Genomic DNA, 13,620 nt, shown 5'->3' on the forward strand with positions numbered 1-13,620 from the left:
TCCGGCCTACAAAACCACTAGAATTCAATAAATTGCACCATCGCGTAGGCCCGATAAGCTTGCGTATCGGGCACTGTATTTACGCCATTGTCCCAATCGTCTTCCTGAATCGCAGCAGCGCAATGGTAAAAAACGCGCCGCCAATCGCTATCAGCGTCAGGAACTGCGGCCAGACGATTTCGAATCCGGCACCACGATAGAGGATGGCCTGCGCGAGGCTGACAAAGTGTGTCGTCGGCATGGTCAGCATAATGTCCTGCACCATCTGCGGCATACTTTCGCGCGGCGTGGAACCACCGGAAAGCATTTGCAGCGGCAGCAGCACCAGAATCACCAGCAGCCCCAGTTGCGGCATTGAACGCGCTATCGTCCCCATAAAAATGCCGATTGACGTGGTGGCAAACAGACTGAGCGCCACGCCCAGCATAAACAGCGGGATCGAGCCTTCTATCGGTACGCCCAGCACGCCTTTCACCATCAGCACCAGCGATAATCCCGACACCACCAGCACCACCAGCCCCATCGACCAGACCTTTGCCATCATGATCTCAAACGGCGTTATCGGCATCACCAGTAAGTGTTCCACCGTGCCGTGTTCACGCTCGCGGATCAGCGCCGATCCGGTCAATACAATCGCCAGCATGGTAATGTTGTTGATGATCGCCATCACCCCGCCAAACCACGCGGGATCAAGGTTCGGGTTAAAGCGCATCCGTGTTTCCAGCGATACCAACGGTTCGCTGTTATCACGGTAGCGCGCGACAAAGCTGTTCACTTCACCGTTGATAATATTCTGGATATACCCATTGCCGGTAAATGCCTGGCTCATGCGCGTGGCATCAACGTTCACCTGAATATCCGGCTGGCGTCCGGCGAGGACATCACGCTGAAAATTAGGCGGAATATTTATCGCGAAGGTATAACGTCCGGCGTCCAGCCCGGCATCCATCTCATCGGCGGTGATCATCTCCGGTGGCAAAAACCACGGGCGATAGAAGCTGTTAACGATCCGGTTCGATAACTGCGATTGATCCATATCGGCAATGGCGATCGGCGCGAGGTTCAACGATCCTGGCGTAACGGTCGCTGACGAATACACCGACACCGTAAACGAGAAGACAATCAGCGTCAGCATCGCTTTATCACCGAGCAGACTGCGCAACTCTTTGATACCCAGATTAAAAATATTACGTAAATGGCGCATCATCCCTCCTGTTTTTTCAGCAGCAGGATGCTTAAGCCCATCACCAGCGGTATGGCTATCAGCAACGGGATAAAAAGTTGCCACAAATCAGTCAGATCCAGCGCTTTCGAGAACGTTCCGCGGGCGATAGTCAGAAAATGACTGGTCGGGTAAACCTCGCCGATCCAACGTCCTGGACCTTCCAGCGAAGCTACCGGATCGATCATCCCGGAAAACTGTGTCGCCGGGATCAACGTGATAATTGCCGTACCGAAAATGGCGGCAATCTGGCTTTTCATAAAGGTGGAGATCAGCAGCCCCATTCCGGTGGCGATGATGATATACAGCAGCGCCGCCAGGGTGAGCGTCAGGAAACTGCCTTTATGCGGTACGCCAAACACAAACACCGACAGGGCGCAGAGCAGGAAAAAGTTCAGCATCCCCAGCGCGATGTATGGCAGCTGTTTGCCAAGTAAAAATTCGCTACGGGTGGTGGGGGTCACGTAAAGGTTGATAATCGACCCTAGCTCTTTTTCCCGCACCACGCTAAGGGCGCTTAGCATTGACGGGATCATCATCAGCAGAAGCGGGATCACCGCCGGAACAATCGCCGGCAGGCTTTTTACGTCCGGGTTATAGCGATAGCGCGTCTCAATATTCATCAGCCCGCTTTGGCTGGCGGGTGTGGACTGTCGGCTCGCCACATCCTGTAGCCAGCTCTGGTGCATGGCCTGCACGTAGCCTTTTACCGTTTCGGCGCGGCTCGGCATCGCACCGTCGATCCAGACACCGAGTTCCACGGGCGTACCACGCGCGATATCGCGCCCGAAATTGGGAGGGATCTCAATTGCCACCGTGATATCGCCCGCACGCATCCGACGATCAAGCTCGTCATAACTGGTGAGCGGTGGCTGTTCGATAAAGTAACGGGAACCGGAGAGATTGAGCGTCCACGCCTGGCTACTGACGGTTTGATCGCGGTCAAGCACCGCAAAGCGCAGGTTTTCCACATCCATACTGATGCCGTAACCCATTATCAGCATCAGGATCACCGTTCCCATCAGCGCCAGCGTCGAACGTACCGGATCGCGTCGCAGTTCCAGCGCTTCGCGGCGGCTGTAGCTAAACAGACGGCGCAGGCTGAATCCCTGACGTGGCGCGTGGGTAGTGTCATGTACCACAGGCGGCGCTTCGGCTTCGTTGCTCTGCCCTGCCGCTTCCTGCAAATAAGCGATAAATGCCTCTTCGAGACTGGCGGCTCCGCGTTTCTCAACCAACTCCTGCGGTGTACCGCTGGCGAGCACTTTTCCGGCGTGCATCAGTGAGATACGGTCACAACGTTCCGCTTCGTTCATAAAGTGGGTGGAGATGAAGATAGTCACTTTGTCCTGGCGCGAGAGATCCACCATCAACTGCCAGAACATATCCCTCGCCACCGGATCGACGCCAGAAGTCGGCTCATCGAGGATTAGCATCTCCGGGCGATGAATCACCGCCACCGCCAGCGATAGCCGCTGGCGAATGCCGAGCGGCAATGACTCCGGCAATACATCTTCGACGTCGTTGAGCTTAAAACGCTCGCTCATTTCAGCCACTCGCGCGGGAATTTCCGCTTCCGGGATATGAAACAGACGAGCATGTAACTCCAGGTTTTGCCGCACGGTGAGTTCGTTATAGAGCGAAAACGCCTGCGACATATAGCCCACACGACGGCGGGTATCGATATCTTTTGGATCAACCGGCTGCCCGAACAGCCACGCCTCACCTTCGCTGGCGGGCAGCAATCCGGTAAGCATTTTCATGGTGGTGGATTTACCGCAGCCATTCGAACCAAGAAAACCAAAAATCTCCCCGCGTGGAATGCGGAAATTGACGTGATCAACGGCAACGAAGGAACCAAAACGCATGGTCAGATCGCGCGCTTCGATGGCAATCTCTGCGTTTTCAGGTTGATACGGTGGGATCACTACCGCCTGATGCGCCTGGCGTTGTGCTTGCGGTAACAGATTTATAAATGCTTCTTCCAGCGTGGCGCTTTGCGTTTGCTGCCGCAACTCTTCGGCGCTACCGGTTGCCAGCACTTCTCCGGCATTCATCGCTACCAGCCAGTCGAAGCGTTCGGCCTCTTCCATGTAGGCGGTGGCAACCAGCACGCTCATATTGCTCTGCCGCTGGCGAATACTGTCGATCAGATCCCAGAACTGGGCGCGAGAGAGCGGGTCAACCCCCGTTGTTGGCTCATCAAGAATCAACAATTCCGGGTCGTGGATTAACGCACAGCACAGCCCAAGTTTTTGCTTCATCCCGCCGGAGAGTTTCCCTGCCGGACGATCGCGAAACGGTGCTAATCCGGTGCTGGTCAGCAGCTCATTAATTCGCACTTCCCGCTCCGCTTTGTCGTGACCGAACAGGCGGGCGAAAAAATCGACGTTTTCATACACCGACAAGGTGTGGTAGAGATTTTTGCCCAGCCCCTGCGGCATCCAGGCGATGCGCGGGCAGACGTCGCGGCGATGCTTCGGGTCGCGCATATCGCCGCCCAGCACCATCACGCCGCCCTGCTCAATGACGCGAGCACCGGAAATCAACGACAACAAGCTCGATTTACCGACACCATCCGGTCCAATCAGCCCGACCATGCAACGGGCCGGAATATCGAGTGTGATATTGTTCAGCGCAACGGTTTTTCCATAATGCTGGCTCACGCCCGCCAGTTGCGCGACAGGCGGGACGGGAACCAGTTCCAGATGCATCATTGCGGCAACCTCACCACCAGGTCGTCAGGCCACGGAAGTTCTTCATTCACCCGCACCCACGCTACGCCCGGCAATCCGGTTTTGACATATTCCAGATGCTGCTGGAGTAATTCCGGTGGGATACGCGCTTTGACACGGAACATCAATTTCAGCCGCTCATCGCTGGTTTCGACAGTTTTTGGCGTGAACTGGGCGACGCTGGCGACAAAACTGATGGTCGCGGGAATACGCAGATCTGGTGCAGCATCAAGAATCAAACGTGCTTCACCGCCCAGTTTCAGCGTGCCCGCCTGTTCGGTTGGCAGAAAGAAGGTCATATAGACGTCGCTGAGATCGACCATATTCAGCACCCGACCGCCTGCTGCCAGCACTTCGCCTGGCTCGGCAACCCGATACTGCACGCGTCCGTCACGCGGGGCTTTCAGTTCGCTGTCATCGATATCTGCGGCAATGCGCCGTTCAGTGGCTTGTGCCGCTTCGACGCGAGTTTGCGCCTGAATGATATTGGTGCGCGCCGCCTCTATAGCGGCTTTAGAAGCAGAAACCTGAGCTTTTGCCGATTCCAGCGCAGCTCGGGCGCTCTCAGCGGCGGCGCGGTCGTCATCCAACTGTTGCGCAGAAATTGCCCCCCGTTGTGCCAGTGAGCGGGAACGCGTATGACGTTTTGCTACGGAGTCCAGTTCTGCCTGGCGTTGATTAACCAGCGACTGTGCGGCACGAGTTTCGCTTTGGCGTTGCTCCAGCAAAGCCTGCGCGGCGGCAACGGCACTTTGTGCTTCTTTGATTTGCGCGATGGCTTCCAGTCGCTGTTCCTGCAACACGCGAGTATCCATCTTCGCCAGCACTTCACCTTCTCGAACAAACTGGCCTTCTTTCACCAGAATGGTGTCGATACGCCCGGCAATTTTGCTGGCGATATCCACTTCCGTCGCTTCAATGCGCCCATTGCTGACAGCAAAGCCTTCCGGCACACCCGCCGGGCGCAACAGCCACCACGCCACGACGGCAGCCACCGCCAGTGCCCCGACACCCCACCACGCCAGATGGCGCTTACTCTTATCCATAATCGACCCGCCATAATCCCTGTAAGCAATCGACACGTGTTACAACTGCCACCGAACGACGTTCAGCGGATTCTTCCATCCGGGATAAGAAGGAAATGGCAAATACGACCAGCGCACAGAGCATTGAGCGCCAATGGGGAAGGCTTAGTGAAAACGGGTAGTAATGTTGTCATCATCAGCATTCCTGGCCGTAAATGAAACACGCATACTCATAAGTGAAATCAATTAAATACTAACAGTTATATTCATGTTGTCTATTTGATTGCCATCAACTTGTGATACATCGCGATGTTCTTCCGTTCGCTGGTGTTTTTTCCAAAAATATTCTGTACAGGTTCACAGATTCTGTTGCACAGGTTTCCGTAACAGGGAAACCTGATGACTATCACATAGCGTTATTATCGTCTGATGTGCGAATAAATACCGAATATAAAATAATTTATTCTGAAAAGAATGATAGATGATAAAGGCTCGTGGGTTTAATAAAATAGTCCCTAAAAGATTCATTTAAAACAACAAAATAAGATAAAGATATTAATTCAGAGTTTATCTTAGGATAAATATTTATTTAATAGCATTAACTCACCGCTAAAAGTTGATCCCCATAACGCTAAATCCGATTATAGTGAAGTTACTTTTTTTAATTGATGGCATCTTATAGACATATTTAACTAACTGAAAAGACGAATCATATGTTTTTCGAAGTGTAGCAGAAAATATATATGGGGTTTAAAATGAATATATATATCGGATGGTTGTTTAAATTAATTCCTTTACTGATGGGTATAATATGCATCGCATTAGGTGAGTTTGTATTAACCGGTTCTGGGCAAAGTGAATATTTCGTTGCAGGGCATGTTCTGATTTCTCTTTCTGCGATATGTCTGGCATTGTTCACTACCGCATTTATTATTATATCTCAGTTAACTCACGGCATGAATAAATTCTACAACAGGTTATTTCCTGTTATTGGTTATGCCGGTTCTGCTACAACTATGATTTGGGGATGGTCACTGTTGGCAAGCAATAATGTGATGGCAGATGAATTTGTCGCCGGTCATGTTATTTTCGGCGTTGGCATGATTGCCGCTTGTGTATCAACCGTAGCGGCATCTTCCGGACATTTTCTGTTGATCCCCAAAAACGCCTCGGGCAGTAAGAGTGACGGTACGCCATTGCAGGCCTATTCTTCAACAATCGGTAATTGTTTAATTGCCGTTCCCGTTCTGCTTACTCTCTTTGGTTTCATTTGGTCAGTCATACTGTTACGTAGTGCAGATATCACACCACATTATGTTGCAGGTCACGTACTAATGGGGTTAACGGCAATTTGCGCTTGTCTTATTGGCCTTGTCGCCACTATTGTCCATCAAACGCGGAATACGTTCTCAGTGAAAGAACATTGGCTGTGGTGCTATTGGGTTATTTTGCTTGGCTCACTTACCATTATTTTTGGTATCTACGTATTAATCAGTTCAGATGCAAGCGCCCGCCTGGCCCCCGGCATTATTCTCATTTGCCTGGGGATGATCTGCTACAGTATTTTCTCCAAAGTGTGGTTGTTAGCGCTGGTATGGCGACGCACCTGTTCGTTAGCCAACAGAATACCCATGATTCCGGTATTTACCTGTCTGTTTTGTCTGTTCCTTGCTGCGTTCCTGGCTGAAATTGCGCAAACCGATATGGCTTACTTTATTCCTTCGCGAGTTCTGGTTGGCTTAGGTGCAGTTTGTTTTACACTGTTTTCCATCGTTTCTATATTAGAAGCGGGTTCAGCGAAAAAATAATAAAAAAGGCTTCAGATAAGGCGTTGAGCGCCTTATCTGGTTTTATTCAGGTTAATCCCTCTGGTATCGAGAGCGCATTTTGCTTCTTATTCTGCCACCAAATCCTGCGCACAAGCCCATGCACTCGACCACGCCCACTGGAAGTTATAGCCCCCCAGCCAGCCGGTGACGTCCATCACTTCGCCGATGAAGTACAGCCCAGGCACTTTGCGCGCTTCCATCGTCCGTGAAGAGAGTTCGTTGGTGTCCACGCCGCCGAGCGTCACTTCGGCAGTGCGATAGCCTTCAGTGCCGTTGGGTTGTACGCGCCAGTCAGTCAATGTGCTAATCAGTGTCTGTTGGTCACGCACGTTGAGCTGTTTTAGCGAGACATCCGGGATTTGCCCGAGTTGTTGTAACCGTTCAACCAACCGCTTCGGCAGATGAACCGCCAGCGTGTTTTTCAGGCTTTGATTCGGATGTGCATTACGCTGCTCATTCAGGAAGGTTTCGAGGTCCACATCCGGTAGCAGATTGATGCTGACAAATTCACCCGGTTGCCAGTAGCTGGAAATCTGCAACACCGCCGGTCCAGATAAGCCGCGGTGGGTGAAGAGTAAGTTCTCACGGAAAACGGTACCGTTTTCAGCGGTAATCACGGAAGGCACAGCCACGCCCGCCAGCACCTGTAACTCTTCAAGCAACGGTTTATGCAGAGTGAATGGCACCAGACCCGCACGGGTCGGCAGCACGTTGAGGCCGAATTGTTCGGCAATCTTATAACCAAACGGCGATGCGCCCAGCCCCGGCATTGACAGTCCACCGGTCGCAATGACCAGCTTTTCGCAACCGACAGTCATGCCGTTCAGTTCAAGCGTGAAGCCTGTATCATCCTTCGCCACGCTCAGCACTTCGCTACGCAATCTGAAGGCCACATTGCCCTTCTCGCACTCATCCACCAGCATGTCGACAATCTGCTGCGCGGAGTCATCGCAGAAGAGCTGCCCTAACGTTTTCTCGTGCCAGGCGATGCCGTGTTTATTGACCAGATCAATGAAATCCCACTGGGTAAAACGCGCGAGTGCAGACTTACAAAAATGCGGATTCTGGCTCAGATAAGCGCCTGGTTCGACATAAAGGTTGGTAAAGTTGCAGCGCCCACCGCCAGACATGAGGATTTTGCGCCCTGGTTTTTTACCATTATCGATCAGCAGAACCCGGCGTCCTGCCTGACCTGCCAGCGCAGAACAGAACATACCTGCCGCACCAGCGCCTATAATAATGGCATCAAACCTTTCCACGTTGCGCTCCTCTAAGAAAAAACGGGCGTGAATTGTAAAGATTCCTCAGTGGTCGCACCAGCATCAATATTACTAAAAGGAAGTATTTGCCTGAATTATATAAGATAATTATTTTTTGAGTGGAATCCATACAGGAGGCAAATCAAAAAAAGTCTATATTTCACTTTGCCCGCGCCGCGAAAGTCACTGATAATGCGCCGCGTTCATGTCCTCAAAATGGCGTAACGTCCTATGCTACATTTGTTTGCTGGCCTGGATTTGCATACCGGGCTGTTATTATTGCTTGCACTGGCTTTTGTGCTGTTCTACGAAGCCATCAATGGTTTCCATGACACAGCCAACGCCGTGGCAACCGTTATCTATACCCGCGCGATGCGTTCTCAGCTCGCCGTGGTTATGGCGGCGGTATTCAACTTTTTGGGTGTTTTGCTGGGTGGTCTGAGTGTTGCCTATGCCATTGTGCATATGCTGCCGACGGATCTGCTGCTTAATATGGGATCGTCTCATGGCCTTGCCATGGTGTTCTCTATGTTGCTGGCGGCGATTATCTGGAACCTGGGTACCTGGTACTTTGGTTTACCTGCATCCAGCTCTCATACGCTGATTGGCGCGATCATCGGGATTGGTTTAACCAATGCGTTGATGACCGGGACGTCAGTGGTGGATGCACTCAATATCCCGAAAGTATTAAGTATTTTCGGTTCTCTGATCGTTTCCCCTATTGTCGGCCTGGTGTTTGCTGGCGGTCTGATTTTCTTGCTGCGTCGCTACTGGAGCGGCACCAAGAAACGCGCCCGTATCCACCTGACCCCAGCGGAGCGTGAAAAGAAAGACGGCAAGAAAAAGCCGCCGTTCTGGACGCGTATTGCGCTGATCCTTTCCGCTATCGGCGTGGCGTTTTCGCACGGCGCGAACGATGGTCAGAAAGGCATTGGTCTGGTTATGTTGGTATTGATTGGCGTCGCACCAGCAGGCTTCGTGGTGAACATGAATGCCACTGGCTACGAAATCACCCGTACCCGTGATGCCATCAACAACGTCGAAGCTTACTTTGAGCAGCATCCTGCACTGCTGAAACAAGCGACCGGTGCTGATCAGTTAGTACCGGCTCCGGAAGCTGGCGCAACGCAACCCGCGGAGTTCCATTGCCATCCGTCGAATACCATTAACGCGCTCAACCGCCTGAAAGGCATGTTGACTACCGATGTGGAAAGCTACGACAAGCTGTCGCTTGATCAACGTAGCCAGATGCGCCGCATTATGCTGTGCGTTTCTGACACTATCGATAAAGTGGTGAAAATGCCTGGCGTGAGTGCTGACGATCAGCGCCTGTTGAAGAAACTGAAGTCCGACATGCTTAGCACCATCGAGTATGCGCCGGTGTGGATCATCATGGCGGTCGCGCTGGCGTTAGGTATCGGTACGATGATTGGCTGGCGTCGTGTGGCAACGACTATCGGTGAGAAAATCGGTAAGAAAGGCATGACCTACGCTCAGGGGATGTCTGCCCAGATGACGGCGGCTGTGTCTATCGGCCTGGCAAGTTATACCGGGATGCCGGTTTCCACTACTCACGTACTCTCCTCTTCTGTCGCGGGGACGATGGTGGTAGATGGCGGCGGCTTACAGCGTAAAACCGTAACCAGTATTCTGATGGCCTGGGTGTTTACCCTTCCGGCTGCGGTACTGCTTTCCGGCGGGCTGTACTGGCTCTCCTTGCAGTTCCTGTAATTGTACGCACCAAAACGAGCGGGTCAGTTTACTGGCCCGCTTTTTTTATGCGTCATTATTGCTGAAGTGCTTAATGCCAAATCATCAATGCAATCAGGCTGACCACCACCAGACCACACAATGCGCTGGTCAGAATAAACTGCCGACGCACCCGCTCACAGCGGCGAATAAACTCATCATCGTGATGATCGCGATAACGTTGGGCATAGATATACCAAACGAGACGCACCTGTTTGTTTGGTTGGCCATGTGAGGTAAAAAAGCCCCCTCCATCAACATATTGATAGAGCAATGGATCGCAGTTACGCAGTACCACTAACAACGCGCGTAGTGATGAGAAATAGCGCGCCATGTTAACAATGCAAACGACACATAAAGCCCAAAATAATGCGACGGTGCTTATCATACCTCCTCCCCGGCGACCTGCCCGCGGAGTTCCACCCCGGGGCTACCGCTCCCGATACGCTGCCAATCAGTTAACACCAGGTCCTGGAGAAACCGCTTTTGTGGTGACCAACATCCGAGCGGCTCTATAGATAGTGTAGGAGATCAGGTTGTTTTTTTTCCAGAAGGTTAACCACTATCAATATATTCATGTCGAAAATTTGTTTATCTAACGAGTAAGCAAGGCGGATTGACGGATCATCCGGGTCGCTATAAGGTAAGGATGGTCTTAACACTGAATCTTTACGGCTGGGTTAGCCCCGCGCACGTAGTTCGCAGGACGCGGGTGACGTAACGGCACAAGAAACGCTAGCTGGCCAGTCATCGACAACTTTATGGAAGGAGTAACACTATGGCTTATAAACACATTCTCATCGCGGTCGACCTCTCCCCGGAAAGCAAAGTTCTGGTAGAGAAAGCAGTCTCTATGGCTCGCCCCTACAATGCGAAAGTTTCTCTGATCCACGTAGATGTAAACTACTCTGACCTATACACCGGGCTTATCGATGTGAATCTGGGTGATATGCAGAAACGCATCTCTGAAGAGACACATCATGCGCTGACCGAGCTTTCAACCAATGCAGGCTACCCAATCACTGAAACCCTGAGCGGCAGCGGCGATCTGGGCCAGGTACTGGTCGATGCAATCAAGAAATACGATATGGATCTGGTGGTTTGTGGTCACCACCAGGACTTCTGGAGCAAACTGATGTCTTCCGCACGTCAGCTGATCAACACCGTTCACGTTGATATGCTGATTGTTCCGCTGCGCGACGAAGAAGAATAATCTTCCCTCCACGACGTGTTCCTGAACGCCCGCATATGCGGGCGTTTTGCTTTTTGGCGCGCCTTGTTACCTGATGCAGCGTAAACGCCTTATCTGGCCTGCGGTCTGCGTACGCAATTAAAACCCCTGCCAATACAACATTTAACACCATCATATTTTCTATCATTAGTGTGATCAGCTGGTTATTTTCTGTTGTAATAGTGTATTAATCTATTCGCCGCATCAATATTAAGAATCTCTGACAGATGTAAACTTTTTCGCGCGTTATCCCTTACGCGTTCATACTTTTCAGGATGGTATTGGAAGGTTAATAAATATGAATACAACAACACCCATGGGGATGCTGCAGCAACCTCGCCCATTTTTCATGATCTTTTTTGTCGAGTTATGGGAGCGATTCGGCTACTACGGCGTGCAGGGCGTACTGGCGGTTTTCTTCGTTAAACAGCTTGGGTTCTCGCAAGAGCAGGCTTTTGTCACTTTTGGTGCTTTTGCTGCGCTGGTCTATGGCCTCATTTCCATTGGTGGCTATGTTGGCGACCACCTGCTGGGAACCAAACGCACCATTGTTCTCGGAGCACTTGTGCTGGCGATTGGCTACTTCATGACCGGCATGTCGCTACTTAAGCCTGACCTGATTTTCATCGCCCTGGGGACTATCGCTGTCGGTAACGGCCTGTTTAAAGCTAACCCAGCCAGCTTGCTTTCGAAATGCTATCCGCCGAAAGATCCACGGCTTGATGGCGCATTCACCCTGTTCTATATGTCGATCAATATCGGCTCGTTGATAGCGTTATCGCTGGCCCCTGTGATCGCTGATAAATTCGGCTATTCAGTCACCTACAACCTGTGCGGTGCAGGGTTAATTATCGCATTACTGGTTTACATCGCCTGTCGTGGAATGGTGAAAGATATTGGTTCTGAACCCGACTTCCGGCCGATGAGCTTCAGTAAACTGTTGTACGTATTACTTGGCAGCGTGGTGATGATCTTCGTCTGCGCCTGGCTGATGCACAACGTAGAAGTCGCCAATCTGGTGCTGATTGTTCTCTCCATCGTCGTCACCATCATCTTCTTTCGTCAGGCATTCAAGCTGGATAAAACCGGGCGCAATAAAATGTTTGTCGCCTTTGTCCTGATGCTCGAAGCGGTGGTGTTTTACATTCTCTACGCCCAGATGCCAACGTCGCTGAACTTCTTTGCCATCAACAACGTGCATCATGAAATTCTCGGCTTTTCCATCAACCCGGTCAGCTTCCAGGCGCTTAACCCGTTCTGGGTGGTACTCGCCAGCCCAATACTGGCAGGCATTTACACGCAACTGGGTAACAAAGGCAAAGATCTCTCGATGCCGATGAAGTTTACTCTCGGCATGTTTATGTGCTCACTGGGCTTTTTGACGGCTGCAGCGGCTGGAATGTGGTTTGCGGATGCCCAAGGGCTGACATCGCCATGGTTTATCGTGCTGGTGTACTTATTCCAGAGCTTAGGTGAACTGTTTATTAGCGCCCTTGGCCTGGCGATGATTGCTGCCCTGGTGCCGCAGCATTTGATGGGCTTTATTCTCGGGATGTGGTTCCTGACGCAGGCTGCCGCGTTCTTGCTGGGCGGCTATGTGGCAACATTTACCGCAGTACCAGACAACATTACCGATCCACTTGAGACGTTGCCCGTCTATACCAACGTGTTTGGTAAGATTGGCCTGGTTACGCTGGGCGTTGCAGTAGTGATGCTATTGATGGTGCCGTGGCTGAAACGCATGATTGCGACGCCGGAAAGCCATTAATTATTCTTGCAGAAAGCGGGGTAGCGTTATCGCTACCCCGCTTTACTTTTACACCGGCGTTCCGGCATAAATATCAAAGCGATGCCCTTTAGTGACTACCGCGTTTGGCGTGGCGACATTCGCCAGCGGCGGCGCATAGTCCGGACGCTTTACCACCACGCGTTTGGTTGCCAGCAACTGCGCAGGCTCCAGCAATCCATCGGCATCAAGATCCGGCCCCACCAGCGACTGAAACACGCGCATCTCTTTTTTCACCAGCGCGCTTTTCTGCTTATGCGGGAACATTGGGTCAAGATAAACTACCTGCGGACGCGGGGTGATATCGCTCAGCGCCGTCAGACTGGAGGCGTGAATCAACTGCAAACGTTCCTGTAACCAGCCGCCGATTTCCGCATCCGCATAACCACGCGCCAGACCATCGTCGAGCAACGCGGCAACCACTGGATTACGCTCCAGCATCCGCACGCGGCAGCCGACCGAAGCCAGCACAAAGGCATCGCGCCCCAGCCCTGCGGTGGCGTCCACCACATCCGGCAAATAATCGCCTTTAATGCCCACCGCTTTCGCCACCGCCTCTCCGCGACCACCGCCGAATTTGCGTCGGTGCGCCATCGCTCCGCCAACAAAATCAACAAAGATGCCGCCAAGTTTCGGCTCATCACGCTTGCGCAGTTCCAGATGCTCCGGCGTTAACACCAGCGCCATCAGGTTGTCTTCATCGTGTTCCAGCCCCCAGCGGGCCGCCAGAACAGATAAGGCGCCGTCTCCGGCGCCTGTTTCATCAATTAAGCAGATTTTCACT

Annotated in this window: 11 protein-coding genes and 1 pseudogene; 4 read left to right on the forward strand and 8 right to left on the reverse strand. The window is 52.0% G+C overall.

Going from position 1 to position 13,620, the window contains the following annotated elements; genetic code table 11:
• Positions 1-79: 79 nt before the first annotated feature.
• The 4 genes from ACJHX4_RS17460 to yhiY all read right to left on the reverse strand — a co-directional run bounded on the left by ACJHX4_RS17460 (position 80) and on the right by yhiY (position 5,179).
• Complete coding sequence (locus ACJHX4_RS17460; protein ID WP_001296492.1) at positions 80-1,204, reverse strand: ABC transporter permease; 1,125 nt, start codon at positions 1,202-1,204, stop codon at positions 80-82.
• Entirely contained in the window at positions 1,204-3,939 is a 2,736-nt protein-coding gene (gene rbbA, locus ACJHX4_RS17465) for a ribosome-associated ATPase/putative transporter RbbA (RefSeq protein WP_000972087.1), read from the reverse strand. The genes ACJHX4_RS17460 and rbbA overlap by 1 nt, the downstream gene beginning before the upstream one ends.
• On the reverse strand, positions 3,936-5,003 hold the full coding sequence (locus ACJHX4_RS17470) for an HlyD family secretion protein (RefSeq protein WP_000361455.1): 1,068 nt from the start codon (positions 5,001-5,003) through the stop codon (positions 3,936-3,938). The genes rbbA and ACJHX4_RS17470 overlap by 4 nt, the downstream gene beginning before the upstream one ends.
• Positions 5,004-5,065: 62 nt before the next feature.
• Positions 5,066-5,179: a protein YhiY gene (gene yhiY / locus ACJHX4_RS17475; protein ID WP_001304942.1), complete on the reverse strand. Its 114-nt coding sequence runs from the start codon at positions 5,177-5,179 to the stop codon at positions 5,066-5,068.
• Positions 5,180-5,737: 558 nt separating this feature from the next.
• Between yhiY and ACJHX4_RS17480 the strand changes: the two genes are divergently transcribed.
• On the forward strand, positions 5,738-6,790 hold the full coding sequence (locus ACJHX4_RS17480) for a DUF2776 family protein (RefSeq protein WP_001318089.1): 1,053 nt from the start codon (positions 5,738-5,740) through the stop codon (positions 6,788-6,790).
• 86 nt (positions 6,791-6,876) lie between these two features.
• On the opposite strand, the gene ACJHX4_RS17485 is transcribed toward ACJHX4_RS17480, so the two are convergent.
• The gene (locus ACJHX4_RS17485) at positions 6,877-8,070 is read right to left on the reverse strand and encodes an NAD(P)/FAD-dependent oxidoreductase (RefSeq protein WP_000439159.1); all 1,194 of its coding nucleotides are present in this window, start codon (positions 8,068-8,070) and stop codon (positions 6,877-6,879) included.
• Between the two features lie 231 nt (positions 8,071-8,301).
• Here ACJHX4_RS17485 and pitA point away from each other — a divergent pair, with 231 nt between their 5' ends.
• Positions 8,302-9,801, forward strand: coding sequence for an inorganic phosphate transporter PitA (pitA, locus tag ACJHX4_RS17490; protein WP_000902780.1), 1,500 nt, complete (start codon positions 8,302-8,304; stop codon positions 9,799-9,801).
• Positions 9,802-9,871: 70 nt separating this feature from the next.
• Here pitA and uspB read toward each other — a convergent pair whose 3' ends face one another.
• Positions 9,872-10,207: a universal stress protein UspB gene (gene uspB, locus ACJHX4_RS17495; RefSeq protein ID WP_000626187.1), complete on the reverse strand. Its 336-nt coding sequence runs from the start codon at positions 10,205-10,207 to the stop codon at positions 9,872-9,874.
• Positions 10,208-10,597: 390 nt separating this feature from the next.
• On the opposite strand from uspB, the gene uspA reads away from it, so the two are divergent.
• Positions 10,598-11,032 carry a universal stress protein UspA gene (gene uspA, locus ACJHX4_RS17500; RefSeq protein ID WP_000323571.1) on the forward strand — a complete coding sequence of 145 codons (435 nt, stop codon included), beginning with the start codon at positions 10,598-10,600 and terminating at the stop codon, positions 11,030-11,032.
• A gap of 76 nt (positions 11,033-11,108) precedes the next feature.
• Here the strand turns inward: uspA and ACJHX4_RS17505 are convergent.
• Positions 11,109-11,173, reverse strand: a pseudogene (locus tag ACJHX4_RS17505) (hypothetical protein); the annotation flags it as partial.
• Between the two features lie 175 nt (positions 11,174-11,348).
• Here ACJHX4_RS17505 and dtpB point away from each other — a divergent pair.
• Positions 11,349-12,818 (forward strand): dipeptide/tripeptide permease DtpB, encoded by a 1,470-nt coding sequence (gene dtpB / locus ACJHX4_RS17510; RefSeq protein WP_001098640.1) that lies wholly within the window; start codon positions 11,349-11,351, stop codon positions 12,816-12,818.
• Positions 12,819-12,866: 48 nt separating this feature from the next.
• On the opposite strand, the gene rsmJ is transcribed toward dtpB, so the two are convergent.
• Positions 12,867-13,619: a 16S rRNA (guanine(1516)-N(2))-methyltransferase RsmJ gene (rsmJ, locus tag ACJHX4_RS17515; RefSeq protein WP_000686606.1), complete on the reverse strand. Its 753-nt coding sequence runs from the start codon at positions 13,617-13,619 to the stop codon at positions 12,867-12,869.
• Between the last annotated feature and the right edge of the window lies 1 nt (position 13,620).

This window comes from Escherichia sp. WS2035 (assembly GCF_046487065.1).
Taxonomy (GTDB): Bacteria; Pseudomonadota; Gammaproteobacteria; order Enterobacterales; family Enterobacteriaceae; genus Escherichia; species Escherichia coli.

Excerpts from the sequence above, each read along its gene's own strand:
- ACJHX4_RS17460 (WP_001296492.1), bottom strand. The coding sequence starts at position 1,204 with ATGCGCCATTTACGTAATATTTTTAATCTGGGTATCAAAGAGTTGCGC.
- rbbA (WP_000972087.1), bottom strand. The coding sequence starts at position 3,939 with ATGATGCATCTGGAACTGGTTCCCGTCCCGCCTGTCGCGCAACTGGCG.
- ACJHX4_RS17470 (WP_000361455.1), bottom strand. The coding sequence starts at position 5,003 with ATGGATAAGAGTAAGCGCCATCTGGCGTGGTGGGGTGTCGGGGCACTG.
- yhiY (WP_001304942.1), bottom strand. The coding sequence starts at position 5,179 with ATGATGACAACATTACTACCCGTTTTCACTAAGCCTTCCCCATTGGCG.
- ACJHX4_RS17480 (WP_001318089.1), top strand. The coding sequence starts at position 5,738 with ATGAATATATATATCGGATGGTTGTTTAAATTAATTCCTTTACTGATG.
- pitA (WP_000902780.1), top strand. The coding sequence starts at position 8,302 with ATGCTACATTTGTTTGCTGGCCTGGATTTGCATACCGGGCTGTTATTA.
- uspB (WP_000626187.1), bottom strand. The coding sequence starts at position 10,207 with ATGATAAGCACCGTCGCATTATTTTGGGCTTTATGTGTCGTTTGCATT.
- uspA (WP_000323571.1), top strand. The coding sequence starts at position 10,598 with ATGGCTTATAAACACATTCTCATCGCGGTCGACCTCTCCCCGGAAAGC.
- dtpB (WP_001098640.1), top strand. The coding sequence starts at position 11,349 with ATGAATACAACAACACCCATGGGGATGCTGCAGCAACCTCGCCCATTT.